The sequence below is a fragment of the Cellulomonas sp. NPDC058312 genome (genome assembly GCF_042880135.1).
GTDB lineage: Bacteria > Actinomycetota > Actinomycetes > Actinomycetales > Cellulomonadaceae > Cellulomonas.
Map to the genome: position 1 here is coordinate 44,227 of NZ_JBHVZE010000002.1, position 23,065 is coordinate 67,291.

General features: G+C 75.9%; 15 protein-coding genes. 12 read left to right on the top strand and 3 right to left on the bottom strand.

Annotation, left to right across the window (positions count from 1 at the left end):
- The first annotated feature begins 122 nt into the window (after positions 1 to 122).
- The 7 genes from ACFVXN_RS04595 to ACFVXN_RS04625 all read left to right on the top strand — a co-directional run bounded on the left by ACFVXN_RS04595 (position 123) and on the right by ACFVXN_RS04625 (position 9,514).
- A complete protein-coding gene (locus ACFVXN_RS04595; RefSeq protein WP_389228030.1) occupies positions 123 to 593 on the top strand; it encodes an NfeD family protein in 471 nt (156 codons plus the stop codon).
- Positions 594 to 630: 37 nt separating this feature from the next.
- The gene (locus ACFVXN_RS04600; RefSeq protein WP_389228033.1) at positions 631 to 1,794 is read left to right on the top strand and encodes an SPFH domain-containing protein; all 1,164 of its coding nucleotides are present in this window, start codon (positions 631 to 633) and stop codon (positions 1,792 to 1,794) included.
- Between the two features lie 360 nt (positions 1,795 to 2,154).
- Complete coding sequence (locus ACFVXN_RS04605) at positions 2,155 to 2,913, top strand: TetR/AcrR family transcriptional regulator (RefSeq protein WP_389228036.1); 759 nt, start codon at positions 2,155 to 2,157, stop codon at positions 2,911 to 2,913.
- A 168-nt stretch (positions 2,914 to 3,081) separates the two neighbouring features.
- Complete coding sequence (locus ACFVXN_RS04610; protein ID WP_389228039.1) at positions 3,082 to 4,815, top strand: ABC transporter ATP-binding protein; 1,734 nt, start codon at positions 3,082 to 3,084, stop codon at positions 4,813 to 4,815.
- Positions 4,812 to 6,785, top strand: a complete 1,974-nt coding sequence (locus ACFVXN_RS04615; RefSeq protein WP_389228042.1) for an ABC transporter ATP-binding protein — start codon at positions 4,812 to 4,814, stop codon at positions 6,783 to 6,785. Before ACFVXN_RS04610 ends, ACFVXN_RS04615 begins: the two co-directional genes overlap by 4 nt.
- Before the next feature lie 100 nt (positions 6,786 to 6,885).
- Positions 6,886 to 8,157, top strand: a complete 1,272-nt coding sequence (locus ACFVXN_RS04620; protein ID WP_389228045.1) for an MFS transporter — start codon at positions 6,886 to 6,888, stop codon at positions 8,155 to 8,157.
- 238 nt (positions 8,158 to 8,395) lie between these two features.
- Positions 8,396 to 9,514: a class I SAM-dependent methyltransferase gene (locus tag ACFVXN_RS04625; protein ID WP_389228048.1), complete on the top strand. Its 1,119-nt coding sequence runs from the start codon at positions 8,396 to 8,398 to the stop codon at positions 9,512 to 9,514.
- Here ACFVXN_RS04625 and ACFVXN_RS04630 read toward each other — a convergent pair.
- Positions 9,452 to 12,541: a BTAD domain-containing putative transcriptional regulator gene (locus ACFVXN_RS04630; RefSeq protein WP_389228051.1), complete on the bottom strand. Its 3,090-nt coding sequence runs from the start codon at positions 12,539 to 12,541 to the stop codon at positions 9,452 to 9,454. The two genes, ACFVXN_RS04625 and ACFVXN_RS04630, sit on opposite strands and share 63 nt — an antisense overlap.
- 67 nt (positions 12,542 to 12,608) lie before the next feature.
- On the opposite strand from ACFVXN_RS04630, the gene ACFVXN_RS04635 reads away from it, so the two are divergent.
- Entirely contained in the window at positions 12,609 to 13,907 is a 1,299-nt protein-coding gene (locus tag ACFVXN_RS04635) for an amidohydrolase (protein WP_389228054.1), read from the top strand.
- A gap of 27 nt (positions 13,908 to 13,934) precedes the next feature.
- On the top strand, positions 13,935 to 14,792 hold the full coding sequence (locus ACFVXN_RS04640) for a TrmH family RNA methyltransferase (protein WP_389228057.1): 858 nt from the start codon (positions 13,935 to 13,937) through the stop codon (positions 14,790 to 14,792).
- Between the two features lie 53 nt (positions 14,793 to 14,845).
- Here ACFVXN_RS04640 and ACFVXN_RS04645 read toward each other — a convergent pair whose 3' ends face one another.
- Positions 14,846 to 16,093 (bottom strand): Fic family protein, encoded by a 1,248-nt coding sequence (locus ACFVXN_RS04645; protein ID WP_389228060.1) that lies wholly within the window; start codon positions 16,091 to 16,093, stop codon positions 14,846 to 14,848.
- 120 nt (positions 16,094 to 16,213) lie between these two features.
- Entirely contained in the window at positions 16,214 to 17,374 is a 1,161-nt protein-coding gene (locus tag ACFVXN_RS04650; protein ID WP_389228063.1) for an ROK family protein, read from the bottom strand.
- A gap of 94 nt (positions 17,375 to 17,468) precedes the next feature.
- Between ACFVXN_RS04650 and ACFVXN_RS04655 the strand changes: the two genes are divergently transcribed.
- The 3 genes from ACFVXN_RS04655 to ACFVXN_RS04665 all read left to right on the top strand — a co-directional run bounded on the left by ACFVXN_RS04655 (position 17,469) and on the right by ACFVXN_RS04665 (position 23,037).
- Positions 17,469 to 19,664 carry an alpha-galactosidase gene (locus tag ACFVXN_RS04655; RefSeq protein ID WP_389228066.1) on the top strand — a complete coding sequence of 732 codons (2,196 nt, stop codon included), beginning with the start codon at positions 17,469 to 17,471 and terminating at the stop codon, positions 19,662 to 19,664.
- A 94-nt stretch (positions 19,665 to 19,758) separates the two neighbouring features.
- Positions 19,759 to 21,531, top strand: a complete 1,773-nt coding sequence (locus ACFVXN_RS04660; RefSeq protein WP_389228069.1) for a BCCT family transporter — start codon at positions 19,759 to 19,761, stop codon at positions 21,529 to 21,531.
- Between the two features lie 63 nt (positions 21,532 to 21,594).
- Positions 21,595 to 23,037, top strand: a complete 1,443-nt coding sequence (locus tag ACFVXN_RS04665; RefSeq protein WP_389228072.1) for an amino acid permease — start codon at positions 21,595 to 21,597, stop codon at positions 23,035 to 23,037.
- The last annotated feature ends 28 nt before the right edge of the window (positions 23,038 to 23,065 follow it).

Here is a 23,065-nt window from a genome sequence, read left to right on the forward strand (position 1 = left end):
GTACCGGCGTTCCCTCACAGGTCGGTCAAGGGATCGTCTAGGATCGGTGGGGAGCGGCTGCGGTCCCGCCGCTCGACGACGACGGCGTCCGCACGACGGGCGCCCCGGTGGAGGGGGTCGACATGGGCTGGCTCTGGTGGCTCGGCGGCGCGATGCTGCTCGGCGTGCTCGAGATGTTCTCGCTCGACCTGATCTTCCTCATGCTCGCCAGCGGGGCCCTGGTCGGCGCCGGGGCGAATGCGCTCGGCGCGCCCCTGCCCGTGCAGATCATCGCCGCGGCCGTCGCGTCGCTGCTCATGCTCTTCGCGCTGCGGCCGTTCCTGCTCCGGCAGCTGCGGGCCCGCACCGCCCTGGTCGAGACCAACTCCGCCGCCCTCGTCGGGCGCGCGGCCGTCGTGGTCGCACCGACCGACCTCACCGGCGGCCGCGTGAAGCTCGCGGGCGAGGTCTGGTCGGCCCGCACCGCGGACGAGCGCAGCACGTTCCCGGCCGGCGCCGAGGTGCGCGTGGCCCGGATCGACGGGGCGACCGCGGTGGTCGAGCCCGTCGAGCGACGGACGAACGGCGACGACCGACCGGTCGACGCCGCGTGACCCGGCCCTCGCGGGCCGCAGCAGACAGGAGACGCGCGTGAACGAACCCGACGTCGGCGCGATCGTGGGATGGGTGTTCCTCGCCGTCCTGGCGATCTTCGTCGTGGTGACGCTGGCCCGGGCGGTGCGGATCGTCCCGCAGACGGTCGCCCTCCTGGTCGAGCGGCTCGGCCGGTACAACCGCACGATGGATGCCGGCCTGCACCTCATCATCCCGTTCGTCGACCGGGTCCGGGCGGGGGTCGACCTGCGCGAGCAGGTGGTGTCCTTCCCGCCGCAGCCCGTGATCACCTCCGACAACCTCGTGGTGAGCATCGACACCGTCATCTACTTCCAGGTCACCGAGCCGAAGTCCGCGGTCTACGAGATCGCGAACTACATCACCGGCATCGAGCAGCTCACCGTCACCACCCTGCGCAACGTCATCGGCTCGATGGACCTCGAGCAGACGCTGACCAGCCGCGACCAGATCAACGGCCAGCTGCGGGGGGTCCTCGACGAGGCGACCGGCAAGTGGGGCATCCGCGTCAACCGCGTCGAGCTCAAGAGCATCGACCCGCCGCAGTCCGTGCAGGGCGCGATGGAGCAGCAGATGCGCGCCGAGCGCGACCGGCGTGCCGCGATCCTCACCGCGGAGGGCGTCAAGCAGTCGCAGATCCTCACCGCCGAGGGCGAGAAGCAGGCCGCGATCCTCCGGGCCGAGGGTGCCGCGCAGGCCGCGATCCTCACCGCCGAGGGCGAGTCCCGCGCGATCCTGCAGGTGTTCGACGCCGTGCACCGCGGCGACGCCGACCCCAAGCTGCTCGCCTACCAGTACCTCCAGGCGCTGCCGAAGCTCGCCGCGACGCCCGCGAACAAGGTCTGGATCGTCCCGTCCGAGCTGACCGGTGCCCTCGGCCAGTTCACCCAGGGCTTCGCCGGCGCGTTCGGCGGCGGCAGCGGCGACGGTGCAGCGGCCCCCGCGCCCACGCGCCCGCCCGGGTCGTCGCCGCTCGGCCCGGGGGACCTCCCGCCGGTCGCGCTGACCGACCCGAAGGAGGCGCTCGCCGAGGCCCGCCGCGAGTCCGAGGCCGCCGCCGCCGACGCCACCAGCGCCGGCACGTTCAGCGGCCGCCCGTTCGACCCGGTCGCGGAGGCCGGTCAGCGGCCCCGCCCCGGCCACGCCTCGCCGCCCACGGAGCCGGAGCCCCCGACGCCCTGACGCACGGGACCGGTTCCCGGCCCCCGACGCCCGCCGCGCCCCTGGCCCGGCGGGCGTCGCCGTGCCCGGCCGCGGTGTCCACCCGGCCCTGGTCCCCGCCCTGCCCCTGGTCCCCACCCGGCCCCTGTTCCCCACCCGGCCCCCGTTCCCGCACTGCCCCTGCGACGCAGAGTGGATCCATCCGGTCCGACACGCCGGCGTGTCGCGCGCGATCGTTCCACTCCGCAGGGTGGGCAGGGCGGAGCGGGGTCGGGCGGCTGGGGGTCGGGCGACGCGGGGGCGGGGCCGGGAGGGTGGTGTGCGCGGGCTACGCCGGGTGCGGCTGGACGAGTGAGTGCTCACTCACTTACAGTGAGCGGCATGAGCGAGCGCGGCAGCGGGCGGGCGCGGGCGATGAGCCGGGAGGACCGGCGGGCCGCCATCGCGGTCGCCACCGTGCCGCTGCTCGAGCAGCACGGCGCGCAGGTGTCCACGCGGCAGATCGCCCTGGCCGCGGGGGTCGCCGAGGGCACGCTGTTCCGGGCGTTCGACGACAAGGTCGAGATCCTCACCACCGCCGCCGAGCACGCGCTGGACCCCACGTCCTCGGTCGCGCAGATCGACGACCTGCCGCGCGCCGCCGACCTCGCCGCGGAGCTCGCGCAGGTGGTGGAGCTGCTCGCCGACCGTGGTCGCCGGGTCCGGCAGGTGATGTTGGCCGTGCACGGGATCCTCGCCTCGGAGGAGGGGCGCCGGGCCGCCGCCGTGCGCGCCGCCCGCGGGGCCGACGTGTTCGGTCGGCCGGTGCCGGGCCCCGTCACGCACGAGCCGGCCTCGCGTCGCGGGGACGCCACCCCCGGCACGCCGCACCCGCACCCGCCGCACCCCGGGCCGCACGGGCACGGGCGCCGGGCGCACCTGCGGGCCATGACCGAGACCCGGTCCGCGATCGCGCGCCGGCTCGAGCCGTACCGCCAGGACCTGCGGGTGGACCCCGAGCGGGTCGCCCACCTGCTGCTCGCCGCGGTGATGGGCCAGGGCCCGCCCGGCCTGCTCGACGAGGCCGAGATCCCCGCGGCCGACCTGGTCGACGTCCTGCTGCACGGCGCCGCGCGGCCCACCGGCACGCCCGACCCCTGACCCGACCCCGAACCACGACCGCCATCGCACGACCTCCGTCGCACGACCGCCGACGCACCCCGCGTGCTCCCGACGCCCGCTCGCCCGGACGCCGCACCCCGGCCCCGCCGCTGCCCCCGTGCACGCCCGCGCCGAGCCCCCACCCGCACCACCCGGACCGGGAGTCCCATGCTTCTCCGCCTGCTCCGCGAGCACCTGAGGCCGTACCGGCCGCAGGTGGTCTACGTGCTGCTGCTGCAGCTCGCGCAGACCGTCGCCACCCTCTACCTGCCGAGCCTGAACGCCGACATCATCGACAAGGGCGTCGCCGTGGGCGACACCGGCTACATCATGCGGATCGGCGCGCTGATGCTCGGCATCAGCCTGCTGCAGGTCGCGTGCTCCGTCCTGGCCGTCTACTTCGGCGCGCGCGTCGCGATGGCGTTCGGCCGGGACCTGCGCGAGGCGCTGTTCGCGCACGTGCAGGAGTTCTCCGCCCGGGAGGTCGGCCAGTTCGGCGCCCCGTCGCTCATCACCCGCACCACCAACGACGTCCAGCAGGTCCAGATGGTCGTGCTCCTGACGTTCACCATCATGGTGATGGCGCCGATCATGCTGGTCGGCGGCGTCGTGCTGGCCCTGCAGGAGGACGTCGCCCTGTCCGGCCTGCTGCTCGTCGCGGTGCCCGTGCTCGGGCTCGTCGTCGGGCTGATCGTGTCGCGGATGGTGCCGTACTTCCGGCAGATGCAGCTGCGCGTCGACGCGATCAACCGGGTGCTGCGCGAGCAGATCACGGGCCTGCGGGTGATCCGGGCGTTCGTGCGCGAGCGGCGCGAGTCCCGCCGGTTCGGGGTCGCGAACGACGCGCTGTTCGACACGTCGTTGCGGGCCGGCCGGCTGATGTCGCTGATGTTCCCGTCGGTGATGCTCATCATGAACCTGACCAGCGTCGGCGTGCTGTGGTTCGGCGCCCGCAGGATCGACGCGGGGGACATGCAGATCGGCGCCCTGACGGCGTTCCTGTCCTACATCATGTACATCCTCATGGCCGTGATGATGGCCTCGATGATGTTCGTGATGGTGCCGCGGGCCGTCGTGTCCGCGGAGCGCATCACCGAGGTGATCGACACCCAGAGCTCGGTCGTCCCGCCCGCGGCGCCGGTGCGGCTGCCCCGACCGCGGGGCCGCCTCGAGCTGCGGGACGTCGAGTTCCGCTACCCGGGTGCGGAGCGCCCGGTGCTGCACGGCGTGGACCTGGTGGCCGAGCCCGGTCGCACGACCGCCGTGATCGGGTCGACCGGCTCCGGCAAGACGACGCTGGTCAACCTGGTGCCGCGGCTGTTCGACGCGACGGGCGGCACGGTCACGATCGACGGCGTCGACGTGCGGGACCTGGCGCCCGAGGACCTGTGGTCGACGATCGGCCTGGTCCCGCAGCGCCCCTACCTGTTCAGCGGGACCGTGGCGAGCAACCTGCGCTACGGCAACCCCGACGCGACCGACGACGACCTGTGGCACGCCCTCGAGGTCGCGCAGGCGCGGTCGTTCGTCGAGGAGATGCCCGAGGGCCTCGAGGCGCCGATCGCCCAGGGCGGCACCAACGTCTCCGGCGGTCAGCGGCAGCGGCTCGCGATCGCGCGGGCGCTGGTCCGCAAGCCAGCGGTCTACCTGTTCGACGACTCGTTCTCCGCACTCGACTTCGCCACCGACGCCGCCCTGCGCGCCGCGCTGGTGCCGGAGACGCGGCACTCGGCGGTGGTCGTGGTCGCGCAGCGGGTGGCGACCATCCGCGACGCGGACCGGATCGTCGTGCTCGACGAGGGGGCGGTGGTCGGCACCGGCACGCACGCCGAGCTGCTCGAGACCTGCGGGACCTACCGGGAGATCGTGCTCTCCCAGATCAGCGCGGAGGAGGCGGCATGAGCGGCGAGCAGCGGACGGCGGCGCCCGCACGGCGGATGCCCCGGCCCGGACACGGTCCGATGGGCGGCGGCGCGGGGATGCCGGGGGAGAAGTCGCTCGACTTCCGGGGGTCGCTGCGGCGGCTGCTGGGCGTGCTGCGCCCGGAGCGGCTGCGGCTGGTTGGGGTGGTGCTGCTCGGCATCGTCTCGGTGGCGCTCGCGGTGACCGGCCCGAAGGTGCTGGGCAACGCCACGAACGTCATCTTCAACGGCATCATCGGCGCGCAGCTGCCCGCGGGGGTGTCGAAGGAGCAGGCGGTCGAGGGGCTGCGGGCCGACGGCCGGGACACGTTCGCGGACCTGCTGTCCGGGACGGACGTCGTCCCCGGCCAGGGCGTGGACTTCTCGCGGCTGCGGGACCTGCTGCTCGCGGTCGTCGCGATCTACGTCGCGTCCGCGCTGTTCAGCTGGCTGCAGGGCCTCATCACGACCGGTGTCGTGCAGCGGGTGGTCCGCGGGCTGCGGGCGCAGGTCGAGGCGAAGCTCGGTCGGCTGCCGCTGCGGTACTTCGACGGCCAGCCGCGCGGCGAGGTGCTCAGCCGCGTCACGAACGACATCGACAACGTCGCCCAGACGCTCCAGCAGACGCTGTCCCAGCTCATCACCTCGGTGCTGACGGTGGTCGGCGTGCTCGCGATGATGTTCTGGATCTCCCCGCTGCTGGCCCTCGTCGCCCTGGTGACCGTGCCGCTGTCGGTCGTCGTCACCGCGGCGATCGCCAAGCGGTCCCAGCCGCAGTTCATGGCGCAGTGGAAGGTGACCGGCACCCTGAACGCCCACATCGAGGAGATGTACACCGGCCACGCCCTGGTCAAGGTGTTCGGACGCCAGGAGCAGGCCGTGCGCCAGTTCCACGACCAGAACGCCGAGCTGTACGCCGCGTCGTTCAAGGCGCAGTTCATCTCCGGGATCATCCAGCCGGCGATGGGGTTCATCGCGAACCTCAACTACGTCATCGTCGCGGTGGTCGGCGGCCTGCGGGTCGCGTCCGGCACGCTCACCCTCGGCGACGTGCAGGCGTTCATCCAGTACTCGCGGCAGTTCACGCAGCCGATCACGCAGATCGCCTCGATGATGAACTTGCTGCAGTCCGGGGTCGCGTCGGCGGAGCGGGTGTTCGAGCTGCTCGACGCGGACGAGCAGCAGCCCGACCCCGCCGACCCCGCGCGGTTGCCGGCCCGGGTCGAGGGGCGCGTGGTGTTCGAGGACGTCGCGTTCCGGTACGTGCCGGACTCCCCGCTGATCGACGGGCTGTCGCTCGTCGCCGAGCCCGGGCAGACCGTGGCGATCGTGGGGCCGACCGGAGCCGGGAAGACCACCCTGGTCAACCTGCTGATGCGGTTCTACGAGATCGACGAGGGCCGGATCACCCTCGACGGCGTCGACACCCGGGACCTGACGCGCGACGACCTGCGCTCGCGGGTCGGCATGGTGCTGCAGGACACCTGGCTGTTCGGCGGGACCATCCGGGAGAACGTCGCGTACGGCGTCGAGGACGTCGACGAGGAGCGGATGCGTGAGGCGGCCGTCGCCACGCACGTCGACCAGTTCGTCCGGGCGCTGCCCGACGGCTACGACACCGTGATCGACGACGAGGCCGCGAACCTGTCGGCGGGGGAGAAGCAGCTGCTGACCATCGCCCGCGCGTTCCTGGCGGACCCGGCGATCCTCGTGCTCGACGAGGCGACGTCGTCCGTGGACACCCGCACCGAGGTGCTCGTGCAGCAGGCGATGAACGCGCTGCGGTCCGGCCGGACGTCGTTCGTCATCGCGCACCGGCTCTCGACGATCCGCGACGCCGACGTGATCCTCGTGATGGAGCACGGCTCGATCGTGGAGCAGGGCTCGCACGAGGAGCTGCTCGCGGCCGGCGGCGCCTACGCACGGCTGTACGCGAGCCAGTTCGCGGCGGCCGTCGCCGTCACCGACTGAGCCGCGGGTCCCGGCGTCCGGCGCTCGCGGGCGCCGGGACCCCCCGTCCCCGGGCCGGACGGCCCACCCCGCGTCGGGTGCTGGGGCCTAGGGTCGTCGCGTGAGGACGCGCTCCGCGGCGACGACGCCGCGGCTCCACCGGGACCGGTACACCGTGACGCTCTACGGGTCGTTCGTGACCTGGGGGTGGCTGCTCTACTCGTTCAACCCGAGCGTGCCGCTGCTCGCCGACGAGCTCGGCATCACGAACGCCCAGGCCGGTCTGCACGGGACCGCGATGGCCGTCGGTGCGGTGCTCGCCGCCGCCGTGACGCCGCGTGCGGTGCGCCGCCTGGGACGGCGGGACGCGCTGGCGGCGGCCTGCGTGCTGCTCGCCGCCGGGGTGGTGCTGCTCGCCACGGGGACCGCGCTGCCGGTCACGCTCGCCGGGATGGCGGTGGTCGCGGTCGGCGGGAACGCGGCGATCAGCGCGGCGCAGGCCGGTCTCGCCGACCACCACGGCCGCGCCGCGTCGGCCGCGGTCACCGAGGCGAACGGGGTGGGCTCCGGCATCGGGCTGCTCGGTCCGCTGGCCGTCGGGGCGTGCGTCGCGCTCGGGTGGGGCTGGCGGCCCGCCGTCGCGGTGACGGCGGTGCTCGCGCTCGGGACCGCGGTGGCGGTGCGGATCCTGCCGCAGGGTGGCGGTCCCGGCCGGACCCGCCGGGCGGGTCGGGCAGGAGCGTCCGCCCTGCGGGGGCGCGACGTAGGACCCGCGCGCGAGGCAGGACCCGAGCGCGACGCCGGGCACCAGCGCGACGGGCGGCGCGCGGTCCGGGCCTCGCGGTGGTTCCTGGTCACGGTCGTGGTCGCGCTCGCGGTGGAGAACGCGACGACCTACTGGGCGACCGACCTGGTCCGGGACCGCACCGGCGCCGGCGCGGGCATCGCGACCGCCACCACCGCGGGCCTGGTCGCCGGGATGACGCTCGTGCGGTTCGTCGTGGGCCCGCTGTCGCTGGGCGTGTCGCCGGCACGGCTGCTCGCGGGCGCGTACGGCGTCGCCATCGCCGGGTGGGCGGTGCTGTGGACGGCGACCTCCGCGCCGGTCGCGCTGGCCGGCCTGGTGCTGGCCGGCCTGGGCTACGGGGCGCACTACCCGCTGGGCATCGCGCTGCTGCTCGGCGCGTCCGGCGGCGCGACCGACGCGGCCCAGGCCCGCGCCACGGTGGCCGGAGGGCTGGCGATCGGGGTCGCGCCGTTCGTGCTCGGGGCGCTCGCCGACGCCGCCGGCCCGCACACGGCGTTCCTGGTGGTGCCGGTGCTGGCGGTCGTCGGCGGCGTCGCGGCGCTCGCGGGCGCCCGCGCGTGGCGGACGGAGCGCCCGGCGCCGTAGCCGCGCGCCGTCGCGTCCGCCCGCGCCGCTGCCTACGCCGAGACAGGACCTCCGCGCCCAGACCGGGCGTCCGGAGGTCCTGTCTCGGCGCGCAGGTCCTGTCTCGGCGCGGGGTGGGGCGGTGGACGGCACCTGCGACCCGGCTGCGACCTCGCTGCGAGGGCGGCTCGAGGACCCGGGTGTCCGCTGGGCACCGGGCGTCGGCACACCGCCGGCCCGTGACCCCGGGGAGGACCCGATGACCACCACGACCACCACGACCACCACGACCCCGTCGGACCTGGCGCAGCCGGTCGGCGGGAGCACCCCGGAGGTCGCCGCCCGGGTGCTCGCGGCCAGCCTGGGCGCGCAGGAGATGGCGGCGTTGCACGCCGGGGAGCGGCTGGGCTGGTACCGGGCGCTCGCGCAGCACGGACCGTGCACGGCGGACGGGCTGGCGGGCCTGACCGGCACGCACGCGCGGTACGTGCGGGAGTGGCTGGAGCACCAGGCGGCGGCGGGGTTCGTGACCGCCGCGGGTGACCGGTTCGCGCTCACGCCCGGGGCCGTCGAGGTGCTGACCGACGCCGACTCGCCGTCGTACCTCGCCCCGCTCGGGCGGCTGCACGCGGCGTCGGGGCGGGTGGTCGACGACCTGCACGCGGCGTACCGGCACGGCGGTGGCGTGTCGTGGGAGCGGCTCGGTGCGGACGCGCGCGCGGCGCAGGCGGCGCTGAACCGGCCGTTCTTCCTGCACGGGCTGGCGGACCTGCTGGCGTCCACGGTGCCGGAGCTCGACGCGCGGCTGCGGTCGGGCGCGCGGGTGGTGGACGTCGGCTGCGGAGAGGGCTGGTCGGCGGTGGGGCTCGCGCTCGCGCACGAGGCGCTGGACGTGACGGGTGTCGACCTCGACGAGGCGTCGGTGGCCGCGGGCCGGCGGCACGCGGTCGCCCACGGGGTCGAGGACCGGGTGCGGTTCGTGGCGGCGGACGCCGCGACCCTGGGGGCCGCCGTCGGGGCCGGTGGCCGGGCGTTCGACGTGGTGACGGCGTTCGAGTGCGTGCACGACCTGGCCGACCCGGTGGCGGTGCTCGCGGCGGCGCGCGCGCTGGTCGCGGCGGACGGGTGGGTGCTCGTCGTCGACGAGCGCGTCGACCCGGAGCCCACGACACCGGCCGGGGTCCTGGACCGGTGGTGCTACGGGTTCTCGCTGACCGTGTGCCTGCCCGACGGGCTGTCCCACGCGCCGAGCGCCGGGACCGGGACGGTCATGCGCCCGGCGACGCTCGCGGGCTACGCGCGGGCCGCGGGGTTCTCAGCGCTCGACGTCCTGCCCGTCGAGCACGACCTCTTCCGGTTCTACCGGCTCCGTGGGTGAGGGCCCGCCGAGCCGTGCGACGGCGCAGACCAGGTCCTCCGACCGGCCCCGGGCCGCCAGCGCCGCGACGGCCGGGGCGCCGAGCAGGGCGGTGAGCGTGTCGTGCGCGGCGGCGAGGGCGTCGGCCTCGACGCCGTACGTCGGCGGCAGGTCGGGGTGCGTGACCGTGCCGAGCAGCAGGCCCGCGTCGGCGTGCCGGCCCAGCCGGACCAGCAGCGGCACGGCGTTGCGCAGCGCGGTCAGCAGGTGCGTCCGGTCGCCGGTGGGCGCCCAGGTGCGGGCGAGGTCCAGCAGCTCGTCGAGCGCCCCGGCGGGGTCGGGTCGGCGGGACACGGCCGCGACCGTCGCCGCCCTGGCCACGCCCGAGAGGTAGCGGTTGCCGACCTGGTCGGCGAGCCGGCGCGCCCGCCCGAGGGCCGCGAGCGCCCCGTCGGGGTCGCTGCGGGCCAGGGTCTCGCCGGTGACGAACGCCAGCCAGCCCCGGTCCGAGGGGGCGGCGAGGGTCCCGACGGCGTGCTCCAGGGCGGTGAGGGCGGTCTGCGCGGTGGTCGGCCGGTCCCGGTACGCGGCGACGAGCGCGGGGTACGTCAGGCCCATCACCCGGTAGTGCGGGTCGGCGGCGTGCTGGGCCTCGGCGGTGAGCCGGGCGCCGAGCCGGACCGCCTCGTCGGTGCGCCCCTCGAACAGGGCCAGGTCGGCGAGCACCTCCAGGGCGTGCAGCCGGTCGGACGGGTCGGTCGCGGTGGCGAGCGCGAGCTCCGCGCGGCGCCCGGCGGTCGACCGGTGCCCCTGGAGCAGGGCGCGGGCCGCCAGGGCCGCGAGCACGGGCGGCGCGTCCTCGCGTCCGGGCACGGGCCACGCGAGCACGTCGGTGCGCAGGGCGTCGACGGCGTGCAGGTGCAGGGTCCGGGTCAGGCGCAGCGCCAGGTCGGGGTCGTGGGTCGCGGCCCAGGCGTGCGCGAGCCGCAGGTCGGGGAGCAGCGCGGTGAGCCGGACCCGGGCGTCCGGCTCGACGGCGCCCCGCAGCGCGCGGTCGGCGTCGCGGGCGACGTCGAGCAGCACCGCGGCGTGCCGGGCGCGGACGGCCTCGGCGGGCGGGCCGACCACCGCGCGGACGGTCTGCAGCATCCGGTAGCGGGTGCGGCCGGCCACGTCGTCGCGGACCAGCAGCGACGCCGCCGCCAGGTGCTCGGCGGTCGTGGCGGACACGTCCAGCACCCGTGCCGCGAGGTCCGGCGGGCAGGCGGTGGCGAACACGGGCCAGCCGTCGAGCGCCCGCTGGGCCTCGGGGGGCAGCAGCTCGCGCGACCACGCGACCAGGGCGGCGAGCGACCGGTGCCGCGGGGGTGCGGCACGCACCGGGGACACGAGCGCGTCGAGCCGCGCGTCGAGGAGGTCCGCGAGGTCGGCCACGCTGAGCGTCGCGGTGCGCGCCGCGGCCATCTCGACCGCGAGGGGGAGGCCGTCGAGCCGACGCACGATCCGGGCGACGGGGTCGGCGGCGGCACCGTCCGTGCCGGCCACGTCGACCCTCCGGCGGCCACCGCCGCCGGACGCACGGGCCCGGTCGCGGAACAGCCGTGCCGCCGCCGACGCCGGTCCGTCGGTGCCCAGTGGCTCGACCGGCAGCACGTGCTCGCCGACGACCCCGAGCGGGGTGCGGCTCGTGGCCAGGACGCGCAGCGGCCCTGGCTCGGTCAGCAGCAGGTCGACGCAGTCCGCGACCGCCGCGGGCAGGTGCTCGCAGTTGTCGAGCACGAGCAGCAGGTCACGCTCGCCGGCGCGTGCGAGCGTGCGGGCGGGGGTGTCCTCCGGGTCGGCGTCCAGGGCCTCCGCCACCGCGGACGCGACCGCGGCGGCGTCCCGGACGGCGCCGAGCTCGACGAACAGCGCGTGCGGGGGCGCGCCCGGACCGGCCGCAGCCTCGAGCGCGAGCCGGGTCTTGCCCACCCCACCCGGCCCGACCAGCGTGACCAGCGCGGTGCGGGCGAGCAGGTCCCGCAGCGCCGCGAGGTCGTCGGACCGGCCGACGAGGCTCGTGCGCGGGCGCGAGACCGGCGGCGACGGCCGGGGGACGCGCTCGGCGGGGTGCGGCGTGGTGTCGGCGGGGTGCGGTGTGGCTCCGACGGGGTGCCGGCGTCGCGTCGGGGAGCCGGGCCCCACGCCGGTCGATGCCGCCCCGGCCGACGCCGCCCCGGGGGACGGCTGTGGCCGGGTGGCCGGGTTCGGGTGCGGGACGCGCGAGCCCCGGGCCCGGGCGCGGGCGGCGGCCCCGACGCCGCCGACCGGCCCGCCGGGCGCTGCGTGGGGCCGTGTCCGCCCGGCCGTGAGCGCCTCGTGGTGCGCCGCCCGCAGCTCCTGCGAGGGCAGCAGCCCGATCTCGTCCAGCGCGGCCGCCGCCCGCAGGTACGCGAGCACCGCCTCGCCGGGTCGTCCCTCGGCGGTCCGGGCCCGGACCAGCAGCGCCCACGCGCCCTCGCGGTACGGGTCCGCGTCGAGCGCGTGCTCGGCGTGCTCGGCGGCTCGCGTCGGGTCGGTGCGCAGCACGGCGCGGGCCAGGGCCTCGTGCGCGGTGCGGCGGGCCGCCTCCAGCCGGTCGGCCTCGGCCTGGACCTCCGGCAGGTCCGCCTCCGTCCCGAACGCCGGCCCGCGCCAGAGCGCCAGCGCGGCCCCGAGCAGCGCGGCGGCGTCGTCGGGCGTGCGCGCCGCGCCGCGCGCGGCCTCGCGGACCGCGCGGTCGAACCGGTCGGCGTCCAGGTCCTCCGGGTCGAGGCGGTAGCCGCCGGGCACGGCGCGCAGGTCCGCGCCGACCAGCGCCCGCACCCGCGACGCGTGGCTGTGCAGCGTGTGCTCGGCGCTCGGGGGCGGCCCCTGGGGCCACAGCGCGACGATCAGCCGCTCCCGGGGTACGAGCGACCCGCGGTGCGCGAGCAGCACGGCGAGCAGGGCGCGCTGACGGGCGCCGCGGACGGGTTCGTCCCCGTCGGCGGTGTGGAGCTCCACGGGTCCCAGCACCCCGTACCGCATGGGCCCGATGGTAGGGGTCGCGGGGGCCCAGCGGCAGGGCCTCCTGGCACCCGGGTACCGTGCCGGGATGACGACCCTCCCCGCCGCGACCCCCGACCGCACCCGCGCCGCCCGTGTCCTCGACGCCGCTGACCTGCGCACGGAGCACTGGCGGGACCTCTACCGGGACCTGCACGCCCACCCCGAGCTGTCGGGACGCGAGCACCGGACCGCCGGGGTGCTGGCCGCCGAGCTGCGCGCCGCGGGCCTCGAGGTGACGGAGGGCGTCGGCGGGACCGGGGTCGTCGGGGTGCTGCGCAACGGCGACGGCCCCGTCGTGATGCTGCGCGCCGACATGGACGGGCTGCCGGTGCTGGAGGACTCCGGCAAGCCGTACCAGAGCCGGCACACCGACACGGACCCGGCGGGCGACACCGTGCCGACCATGCACGCCTGCGGCCACGACATGCACGTGACGGCGCTCGCGGCGGCCGTCGACACCCTGGCCGGGGCGCGCGACGCCTGGCGGGGCACGCTGCTCGTGGTCGGCCAGCCCGCGGAGGAGACCGCGACGGGCGCGAACGCGATGCTGGACGACGGCCTGTTCACCCGGTTCCCGAAGCCCGACGTCGCGCTCGGCCAGCACGTCGGCCCGCTGCCCGCCGGGGTCGCCAACCACTCGCGCGAGCTGCTGATGGCGGCGGCGTGCACCCTCGACGTGACGATCCACGGGCGGGGCGGCCACGGGTCGATGCCGCACGTCACCGTCGACCCCGTGCTGACCGCCGCGTACGCCGTGACCCGGCTCCAGGCGATCGTGTCGCGGGAGACGCCCAGCGGGGACCCGGTGGTCGTCACCGTCGGCACGTTCCACGCGGGGACGAAGTCGAACATCATCCCGGACACGGCGACGTTCACGGTCAACCTGCGCGCCCGCTCGGACGCGTCGATGGCGCGCGCGGTCGCCGCGGTCCACCGGGTCGTCGAGGCCGAGTCGGCCGCCGCGGGCTGCCCGCAGCCGCCCACGATCGGCGTCCGGGAGAACCCGCCGGCCACGGTGAACACGCCCGCCCTGGTGGACCGGGTGATGGCCGCGCAGGAGGCCGTGATGCCCGCGGGCGCGATCCGGGTCGCGGAGCCGCTGATGGGCTCGGAGGACTTCTCGGAGTTCGGGCTGCCGAAGGGCCGGTACGCGGGCGACCCGGTGCCGTACGCGTTCTGGTTCTGGGGCGGGATGGACCCCGACCTGTTCCCCGCGGACTACACCACCGGGTTCTCGGCGTCCGTGCCCGGCAACCACACCGCGCAGTTCGCGCCGCTCGACGAGCCCACGATCGCCGCCGGGCGCCGCCTGCTGGTCGCCGCCGCCCTGGAGTTCCTGGCCTGACGCCGGGCGGGTCCCGGACAGGGGATGATGGCGGGCGTGCCCGCGCTCGACATCGTCCACCTGACCGACCCCGACGACGACCGGCTCGCCGACTACGTGTCGCTGACCGACGTCGCGCTGCGCTCGCGGCACGAGCCCGAGAAGGGCCTCTACATCGCGGAGAGCTCGACCGTGCTCGGCCGGGCGCTCGCCGCCGGGCACCGACCCCGGTCGGTGCTGGTGTCCCCGCGCTGGCTGCCCGACCTGCGCACGATGCTCGAGGCGCGCGACCCCGAGGGCGAGCCCGTGCGGGTGTACGTCGGCGAGCCCGCGGTGCTGGAGGCCGTCACCGGCTTCCACGTGCACCGCGGGGCGCTCGCGTCGATGCACCGGCCGCTGCTGCCGACGGTCGCGTCCGTGCTCGCCGGTGCCCGCGGAGGTGCCGGCGCGCGCCGGGTGGCGGTGCTGGAGGACGTGGTCGACCACACGAACGTCGGCGCGGCGTTCCGGTCCGCCGCCGCGATCGGGGTGGACGCGGTGCTGGTCACCCCCCGCTGCGCCGACCCGCTGTACCGGCGGTCCGTGCGGGTGTCGATGGGCACGGTGTTCCAGGTGCCGTGGACCCGGATCGACCCGTGGCCGGACGGCATCGCGCAGCTCCGCGAGGCGGGCTTCGTGACCGCGGCCCTGGCGCTGTCCGACGACTCGGTCAGCCTCGACGTGCTGGAGGCGCAGGCGCCGGAGCGGCTGGCGCTGGTGCTGGGCGCCGAGGGCGACGGCCTGAAGCCCGAGACGGTCGCGGCCGCGGACCTGACGGTCCGGATCCCGATGGCCGGCGGGGTGGACTCGCTGAACGTGGCGGCGGCGGGTGCGGTGGCGTTCTGGGCGACGCGGGTGCGGGGCTGACGCCCGGGCGAGGTCGCACGACGGGACCGAGGCCGCTCGGTCCGCGGGCTCGGTCAGCGCAGACGGAGCCGCTCGACCATGAGATCCGCCTCGTCCAGCACCTCGCCGGCCGCCCAGGTCATGTCGCGCCTGGACTGGGTGATCGGGCGCAGGACGTCGGCTTCGACGAGGCGCTCGATCGCGGCGTACGCGCGGGCCCGGGAGGTGCCGGTCAGCGTCATGACGTCGTGGGCGTCGACGATCGGGCGGCTGGGCAGCAGCGGGAGCAGCGCAGCGGCGGCGGACCCGACGCGCGGCCGGACGCGCTCGTGCCACTGCGCGGGCAGTGCGATGAGCCGCTCGGCTGACACCGCTGCTTCAGTGGCGGCGCGCGACGTCGCGTCGGCCAGGTACGCGGCGAACGGCTCGACGTCGCCGGTCCGGTAGCTGTTGACGAGGTCGAAGTAGTGCTCCCGGTCGGCGACGATCGCCGAGGCGACCGGCACTGCCATGCGGGTGGTCACACGGCGGTAGCGCCACACGCCGTTGATCAGGGAGCGACCCAGGCGCCCGTTGCCGTCGGTGAAGGGGTGGATGGACTCGAACTGGGCGTGCGTCACCGCGGCGTGCACGATCGGGTCGACGTCGGTGCGACGCGTGAACGCGACCAGGTCGTCCATGAGCTCGGGCACGCGTCCGGGCGCGGGCGGCACGTGCACGGCGCCCAGAGGGGAGCGGTTCGACCCGCCGATCCAGTTCTGGACGGTGCGCAGCGTGCCGGCGTCCCACTTCTCCTCCGGGTCGTCCGCCACGAGCGGGCGGTGCGCCGCGAGGATGTCGTCGAGGTCGATCCCGAGGGTGGACCGCTCGACGAGCAGGCTGAGGCCGTCGATGGCGCCCTTGACCGTGCGCGCGGTCTTGGGTGCGGTGATCCCGTACTGGGCGCGTGCGAGCTGGTCGACGGTGGTCAGCTCCTCCTCGATCCGCGAGGAGGCGATGGCCTCGGTGCGCAGCAGGAACGGCTCGAGCGTGGCCACCTGGGCGGCGTACGTGCGCTCGAGCACGGCGATGTCGACCAGCGCGGCGCGGGCGGCATCGATCAGCTCGGGGGAGGGCGTCAGGGGCAGGTCGGCGATCAGGGGAGGGATCGCGGCGGCGTACTCGGTGATCTCCGAGCGGCGTCCGGAGCGGGGGACCCAGGGGAGCACCTCGCGCTCGTGCCCCGGTACGCGCGCACCGCCGACGACCGGCGACGCGTCCGCTGCGCCACGAACGGACCCGCCGTCGGTGGCGACGCGCGCCGGGCGCGGGGAGTGGGCCATCCTGTGCTCCTCAGCGAGAACATCCTCGTCACTGTTCTCGCTTATCCTAGCAAAGCGAGACGAGGCGCCCTCCTGTTCTCGGTTGTGCGACGACGAGTCGGCGGTGGTGTCGACGGCGCGTCAGGCCCCCAGGACGAACCGCCGGACTGCCTCCACCGCCGCGCCGCGGGCCCACTGCCCGAGCTCCGGGGACTGGACGGCCAGCACCGGGTCGGCGGCCAGCGGGTCGCGGTCGGCGTGCAGGCCCTCGGCGAGCGCGGCCGGTGCGGCGGTCGCGAGGCCGCTGCCCTCGCCCCCGACGACCACGAGCCCCGACAGCGAGAAGTTCGCGGCGGCGGCGACCAGCCGGCCGAGCGACCGGGCCGCGTCGTCGACCACGCGGACCGCGGCCGGCTCGCCCGCGGCGGCGAGCGCCAGGACCTCGGGGAGGTCGACGGGCCGGCGCAGCGCGACGCCGACCTGCGCGGTGATCGAGCCGGTGGTGAGCATCGCGGTCGCGCAGCCGCGGTCACCGGCGGGGCACACGGGGCCGTGGGGGTCGAGCGGGTGGTGGGCGAGCAGGCCCAGGCCCGCGTCGGCGGCGCGCACCGGGCGGCCGTTCGCGACCAGGCCGTAGCCGATGCCGGCGCCGACGGTGACGAGGGCGAACGTCGGGACGCCGCGGCCCTCGCCGAACCAGTGGGTGAGTGCGAGCAGCGCCTCGACGTCGTTGGCGAGGACGGTCGGCACGGCGGTGCGGGCGCGGACGAGGTCGCCGAACGGGACGTCCTCCCAGCCGAGGAACGGGGCGCGGACCACGTGGCCGGCGTCGGTGGTACGGGCGCCGAGGCTGACGCCGGCGGCGGTCGCGGGGCGTCCGCCGGTGCGCCCGGTCGGTTCGGCCAGCTCGGCGATCAGCGCCGCGGTGACCTCGGCGACCGCCTCCGGGTCGTGGTCGTCCAGCGGACGCTCCGCGCTCGCGACGACCTCGGCCCGGAACGTCGTGCGGACGCCGTGCGCGCGGTCGCCGGTGAGCTTGACGCCGACGAAGTGGTGGGCGTCCGGGGCGACGTCGAGCGGCTGGGACGGGCGCCCGACCCCGGTCGGGCCGGCGCCGGTCACCTCGACCAGCACGCCGTCGGACACGAGGGGCGCGGTGAGGCGGGTGACGCTGCCGGGGGACAGGCCGGTGCGGCGGGCGAGCGCGGCGCGGGACAGCGGGCCGTGCAGCAGGACGTCGAGCGCGAGGGGGTGGGCGGGTCCCGGGGGCACCCACGGGGCGGCGTCGAGCGGCCAGGTCATCCGGGTATGTTGCCATGCGGAACGAAACCGGGTCCACGGTCGACGCTGAGCGCGTCTTGACGGTCGAATTCGTTTCCGGATAGAACCTACCCTCATGGCAGACGACGTGGTCCCGACGCTCGACGACACCGCCCGCAGCACCCCGCTGCACCTGCGGGCCGGGGGCGTGAGCGTCGTCCTCGACACCGCCGGCGCGCGGCTGCCGCGGGTGCTGCACTGGGGCCCGGACCTGGGCGACCTGGGCGCCGACGAGCTGCGCACGCTGCGCGACGTCGCCGTGCCGCAGCTCGTCTCCGGCACCACGGACGAGCCGGTCGCGCTGTCGGTGCTGCCGGAGCAGTCCGCGGGCTGGCTCGGCACCCCCGGGCTGACGGGGCACCGGGACGGCGCCGACTTCAGCACGCTGTTCGAGGTGACCGCGGTCCGGGTCGCCCGCGACGTCACCCGCGACGGCGTCCCGGTCGCGCACGAGGTGCTGGTCGACGCCGAGGACGCCGTCGCGGGGCTCGCGCTGCGCCTGGTGCAGCAGCTGCTGCCCGACGGCCTGCTGCGCACCCGCGCCACGGTGACGAGCACGGGCGCGGGCGTGTTCACCCTCGGCACGCTCGACCTGGTGCTGCCGCTGCCGGGCGAGGCCGACGAGATCCTCGACTTCACCGGCCGGCACCTGCGCGAGCGCAGTCCCCAGCGCCACCCGCTGGTCGCCGGTCAGCACCTGCGGGAGTCGCGGCGGGCGCGCAGCCACGACGGCACCCTGCTGCTGACCGCCGGCCGCCACGGCTTCGGGTTCGCGTCCGGCCAGGTCTGGGGCGTGCACGTCGCGTGGTCGGGCAACACGCGCACGTTCGCCGAGCAGGCGATGCCGTCCGGCACCCGGCTGATCGGCGCGGGGGAGCTGCTCCTCGCCGGCGAGGTCCGCCTCGCGACCGGCGAGGAGTACGCCACGCCGTGGGTGTACGCGTCCTACGGCGACGGGCTCGACGCGCTCTCCGCGCGGTTCCACGCGTTCCTGCGGTCGCGCCCGCAGCACCCGCGCAGCCCGCGCAAGGCGCTGATCAACGTCTGGGAGGCCGTCTACTTCGACCACGACCTCGACCGGCTGAAGGCCCTCGCCGACGCCGCGGCGGCCGTGGGGGTCGAGCGGTACGTCCTGGACGACGGCTGGTTCCGCGGTCGCCGTGACGACACCGCCGGCCTGGGCGACTGGGAGGTCGACCCGACGGTGTGGCCCGACGGGCTCACGCCGCTGGTCGACCACGTCCGCGGGCTCGGCATGGAGTTCGGGCTGTGGTTCGAGCCGGAGATGGTCAACCCCGACTCCGACCTGGCACGCGCGCACCCGGAGTGGATCCTGCGGCCGGGCGACCGGCTGCCCCCGGCGGCCCGGAACCAGCAGGTGCTCGACCTCGCGCACCCGGGCGCCTGGCAGCACGTCTTCGACCAGGTCGACGCGGTGCTGTCCGCGTACGACATCGGGTTCGTGAAGTGGGACCACAACCGCGACCTGATCGAGGCCGGGCACACCGCGACCGGCGCGGCGGGGGTGCACCGGCAGACGCTGGCCGCGTACCGGCTGATCGACGCGCTGCGCGCCGCGCACCCGGACGTCGAGATCGAGTCCTGCTCCGGGGGCGGCGGTCGCGCGGACCTCGGCATCCTCGAGCGCACCGACCGGGTCTGGACGTCGGACTGCATCGACGCGCTCGAGCGGCAGACCATCGAGCAGTGGACCGGGCTGCTGGTGCCGCCGGAGATGCTCGGCTCGCACATCGGCTCGCCGCGCGCCCACACCACGGGCCGGCAGCACGACCTGTCGTTCCGCGGCGCGACCGCGCTGTTCGGGCACCTCGGGATCGAGTGGGACCTCACGCGCGCCACCGAGGCGGAGCGGGCCGAGGTCGCGCGCTGGGTGCGGGCGTACCGGGAGCACCGCGACCTGCTGCACCACGGCCGGTCGGTGCGCCTCGACGTCGCCGACCCCGCGCTGCGCGTGCACGGCGTGGTGCGCCCCGACGGGGGCGAGGCGATCATCGCCGTCGTCCAGCTGACCACCGGGGTGTCCGCGCCGCCGGCGGCGGTGCGCCTGCCGGGTCTGGACCCGGACCGGGTGTACGACGTACGCCCGCTGGCGCCCGGAGACCGGGCGACGTCCGCCTACGACTTCCCGCCGCCGCCGTGGTGGACGCAGGGCGCGCGCCTGTCGGGTCGTGCGCTCGCCGCGGTGGGGCTGCGGGTGCCCGCGCAGCTGCCCGAGCACACGGTGCTGCTGCACGTCACCGCCCTGGACTGAGCGCATGGGGTAGGTGGTGCTCCCGGTCGCCGCCTGCGACGTGCGCGGATACGCTGACGCGCTGCCCCGACGCCCCGACATCGTGAGGTTCCCCGTGACGTCGTCCACGCCCGAGACCGCCGGCCCCGCACCGGTCGACCCCGCCGCGACCGGGTCCGAGCCCGGGACCGCCGCCGAGCCCACCGCCGAGCGCCCCGGGCCGCCCGAGACCGACCACTCCGGTCCCTGGGGCACGTCGCGCGTCGTGTTCTGGGGCGCGGTGGTCGTCGTCCTGGCCGTGTCCGGGTTCACGATCGCGTTCCCCGACACCGCGAGCGAGGTGATCGGGGCCGTCCAGACGCACGTCGTCAGCGCGTTCGGCTGGTACTACGTGCTGCTGGTGGCGCTGTTCGTGGCGTTCGCGATCTGGGTGGGCGTCGGTCGGTGGGGCGACATCACCCTCGGGCCGGACGACGACGAGGAGCCGGAGTACCCGCTCGGGTCCTGGTTCGCGATGCTGTTCGCGACCGGCATGGGCATCGGCCTGGTGTTCTGGGGCGTGGCGGAGCCGCTGAGCCACTACGCGGACCCGAAGCCCGGCGTCACCGGCACCCCCGAGCAGCTCGCGCAGGCCGCGATGAGCCAGACGTACCTGCACTGGGGCGTCAGCGCGTGGGCGATCTACGTGGTCGTCGGCCTCGCCGTCGCGTACACGGTGCACCGCAAGGGTCGCCCGGTGTCGATCCGGTGGGCGCTGGAGCCGCTGCTCGGCGACCGGGTCCGGGGCCGGCTCGGCGACGCGATCGACGTGACGGCGGTCGTCGGCACGGTGTTCGGCGTCGCGACGTCGCTGGGTCTGGGCGTCCTGCAGATCACCGCGGGGCTGGAGCACATCGGGATCGCGCAGTCGTCCACGGTGCTTCAGGTGGTGGTGATCGTGGTCATCACCGGCATCGCGACGCTGTCGGTGGTGTCCGGGCTGGACCGCGGGCTCAAGTGGCTGTCGAACATCAACGTGTCGTTCGCGGGCGTGCTGATGATCGCGGTGCTGGTGCTCGGGCCGACCCTGTTCCTGATGCGGGAGTTCGTGCAGTCGCTCGGTGCCTACCTGGCGAACGTCGTCCCGATGATGTTCAACGTCTCCGCGTACGCCGGTGCCGAGGGCGAGGCCTGGCAGGCGTCGTGGACGACGTTCTACTGGGGGTGGTGGATCAGCTGGTCCCCGTTCGTCGGGGTGTTCATCGCCCGGATCTCCCGGGGTCGCACCGTGCGGCAGTTCGTCGCCGGCGTGCTGCTGGTCCCGTCGATCGTGTGCTTCCTGTGGTTCTCGGTGCTGGGCGGCTCGGCCCTGTACCGCGAGTTGTTCGGCGGCGGCGGGCTGGTGGGGCCGGACGGCGAGGTCGTCCCGGAGAACGCGCTGTTCGACCTGCTGGCGTCGCTGCCCGGCGGTGCGGTGCTGTCGGTCGGCGCGATCATCCTCGTCGCCCTGTTCTTCATCACCTCCGCCGACTCCGGCGCCCTGGTCGTGGCGATGCTGTCCGCCGGCGGCGACCCGAACCCGCGCACCCCGCTGCGCGTGCTGTGGGCGGCGCTGGGCGGTGTGCTGGCGATCGCGCTGCTCGTCGCCGGCGGCCTCACGGCGTTGCAGACCGCGGCGATCCTCATCGCGCTGCCGTTCAGCGTGGTGATGATCGGCATGGTCGTCTCGACGTCGCGCGCCCTGCACCTGGAGCACCAGGCGTTCCTGCGGGCCGAGCGCCGTCAGCTGCGGTCGGCGATCACCGCGCACGTCGCCACGCAGGTGACCCGGCACGTCGACGAGCGGCTCGGCCCCCGTCCGCGCCGCGGCCCGCTCGGTGGCGGTCGGCGGGGACGCTCCGCCGACTGAGCGGCTACGGTGTTCGGCGGCCCGCGTCCGGCGCGCCGTCCACCCGCACCACCGGAAGTCCTGATGCCCCGCACCCCCGCCCCGCACCCCGAGCCCGCGCTCCCCGCCACCCCCGGGACGGCCGACCCGACCGGTGAGGGCCTGGGCCACGGCCTGCGGACCCGGCACCTGACGATGATGGGCCTCGGCTCGGCGATCGGCGCCGGGCTGTTCCTCGGCAGCGGCGTCGGCATCGCGACGGCCGGGCCCGCGGTGCTGGTGTCGTACGCGGTCGCCGGGGTGCTGGTCGTCCTGGTGATGCGGATGCTCGCGGAGATGGCGGCCTCGGTGCCGTCCAGCGGGTCGTTCTCGGTGTACGCGGAGCAGGCGCTCGGCCGGTGGGCCGGTTTCACGCTGGGCTGGGTCTACTGGTTCACGATCATCATGGTGCTGGGCGCGGAGATCACCGGCGTCGCCGGGATCGTCACCGGCTGGCTGCCGGGCGTCCCGCAGTGGGGCGTGGCGCTGGTGGTCGTCGCCGTGTTCGCGGTGGTGAACCTGGCGGGGGTGCGCCGGTTCGGCGAGCTGGAGTTCTGGTTCGCGCTCGTCAAGGTCGCGGCGATCGTCGTGTTCCTGGTGGTCGGCGTGCTGCTGGTCGCGGGGCTGCTGCCGGGCACCGAGCCCGTCGGGACCGCGAACCTCCTGGGGCACGGCGGGTTCGCGCCGATGGGCGTCGGGGGCGTGGCGGCCGGGCTGCTCGTGGTGGTGTTCGCGTTCGGCGGCATCGAGATCGTCGCGATCGCCGCCGCCGAGGCCCGCGACCCGCAGCAGGCGGTCGGCCGGGCGACCCGGACGATCCTGTGGCGGATCCTGCTGTTCTACGTGGGCTCGGTCGCGATCATGGTGCTGGTCCTGCCGTGGGACGCGCCGGTGCTCCAGCAGGGCCCGTTCGTCGCGGTGCTCGAGGTCGCGGGGCTGCCGGGCGCGGCGCGTCTGATGGAGGCCGTCGTGGTGATCGCGCTGCTGTCGGCGTTCAACGCGAACGTCTACGCGACGTCGCGGATGGCGTTCTCGCTGGCCGGTCGGGGCGACGGTCCGCGGGTGCTGCACCGGGTGTCCCGCCGCGGGGTGCCGTGGGTCGCGGTCCTGGTGTCGGTGGCGTTCGGCCTCGTGGCCGTGGGGCTGAACGCGGTGCTGCCCGACACGCTGCTGGGCATCCTGCTCAACGCGGTCGGCGCGGCGCTGCTGGTGGTCTGGGTGCTGATCGCGGTCGCGCAGCTGCGGCTCCGGCCGCGGCTGGCGGCCGAGGCGCGTGCGCGCGGTGAGCAGATGCCGCTGCGCATGTGGGGGTACCCGTGGCTCACCTGGGCGACGCTCGCGGCGCTGGCCGGCCTGGTGGTGCTGATGCTCGCGGACGGCACCGCGCGCGGGCAGCTGCTGTCGACGGCCGGGCTGGTCGCGGTGGTCGTGGGCGTCTACGGGGTGACGGTGCTGGTGCGCCGGCGCCGGGGCGCGGCCGCGGGCTGACCCGTCCCGCGCGGGAGGGCCGCGCGCC

What these genes read in the sequence shown, in the direction of transcription:
- ACFVXN_RS04595 (WP_389228030.1), top strand. Translation starts at nt 123, where the DNA reads ATGGGCTGGCTCTGGTGGCTCGGCGGCGCGATGCTGCTCGGCGTGCTC.
- ACFVXN_RS04605 (WP_389228036.1), top strand. Translation starts at nt 2,155, where the DNA reads ATGAGCGAGCGCGGCAGCGGGCGGGCGCGGGCGATGAGCCGGGAGGAC.
- ACFVXN_RS04610 (WP_389228039.1), top strand. Translation starts at nt 3,082, where the DNA reads ATGCTTCTCCGCCTGCTCCGCGAGCACCTGAGGCCGTACCGGCCGCAG.
- ACFVXN_RS04615 (WP_389228042.1), top strand. Translation starts at nt 4,812, where the DNA reads ATGAGCGGCGAGCAGCGGACGGCGGCGCCCGCACGGCGGATGCCCCGG.
- ACFVXN_RS04625 (WP_389228048.1), top strand. Translation starts at nt 8,396, where the DNA reads ATGACCACCACGACCACCACGACCACCACGACCCCGTCGGACCTGGCG.
- ACFVXN_RS04630 (WP_389228051.1), bottom strand. Translation starts at nt 12,541, where the DNA reads ATGCGGTACGGGGTGCTGGGACCCGTGGAGCTCCACACCGCCGACGGG.
- ACFVXN_RS04635 (WP_389228054.1), top strand. Translation starts at nt 12,609, where the DNA reads ATGACGACCCTCCCCGCCGCGACCCCCGACCGCACCCGCGCCGCCCGT.
- ACFVXN_RS04640 (WP_389228057.1), top strand. Translation starts at nt 13,935, where the DNA reads ATGGCGGGCGTGCCCGCGCTCGACATCGTCCACCTGACCGACCCCGAC.
- ACFVXN_RS04645 (WP_389228060.1), bottom strand. Translation starts at nt 16,093, where the DNA reads ATGGCCCACTCCCCGCGCCCGGCGCGCGTCGCCACCGACGGCGGGTCC.
- ACFVXN_RS04650 (WP_389228063.1), bottom strand. Translation starts at nt 17,374, where the DNA reads ATGACCTGGCCGCTCGACGCCGCCCCGTGGGTGCCCCCGGGACCCGCC.
- ACFVXN_RS04655 (WP_389228066.1), top strand. Translation starts at nt 17,469, where the DNA reads ATGGCAGACGACGTGGTCCCGACGCTCGACGACACCGCCCGCAGCACC.
- ACFVXN_RS04665 (WP_389228072.1), top strand. Translation starts at nt 21,595, where the DNA reads ATGCCCCGCACCCCCGCCCCGCACCCCGAGCCCGCGCTCCCCGCCACC.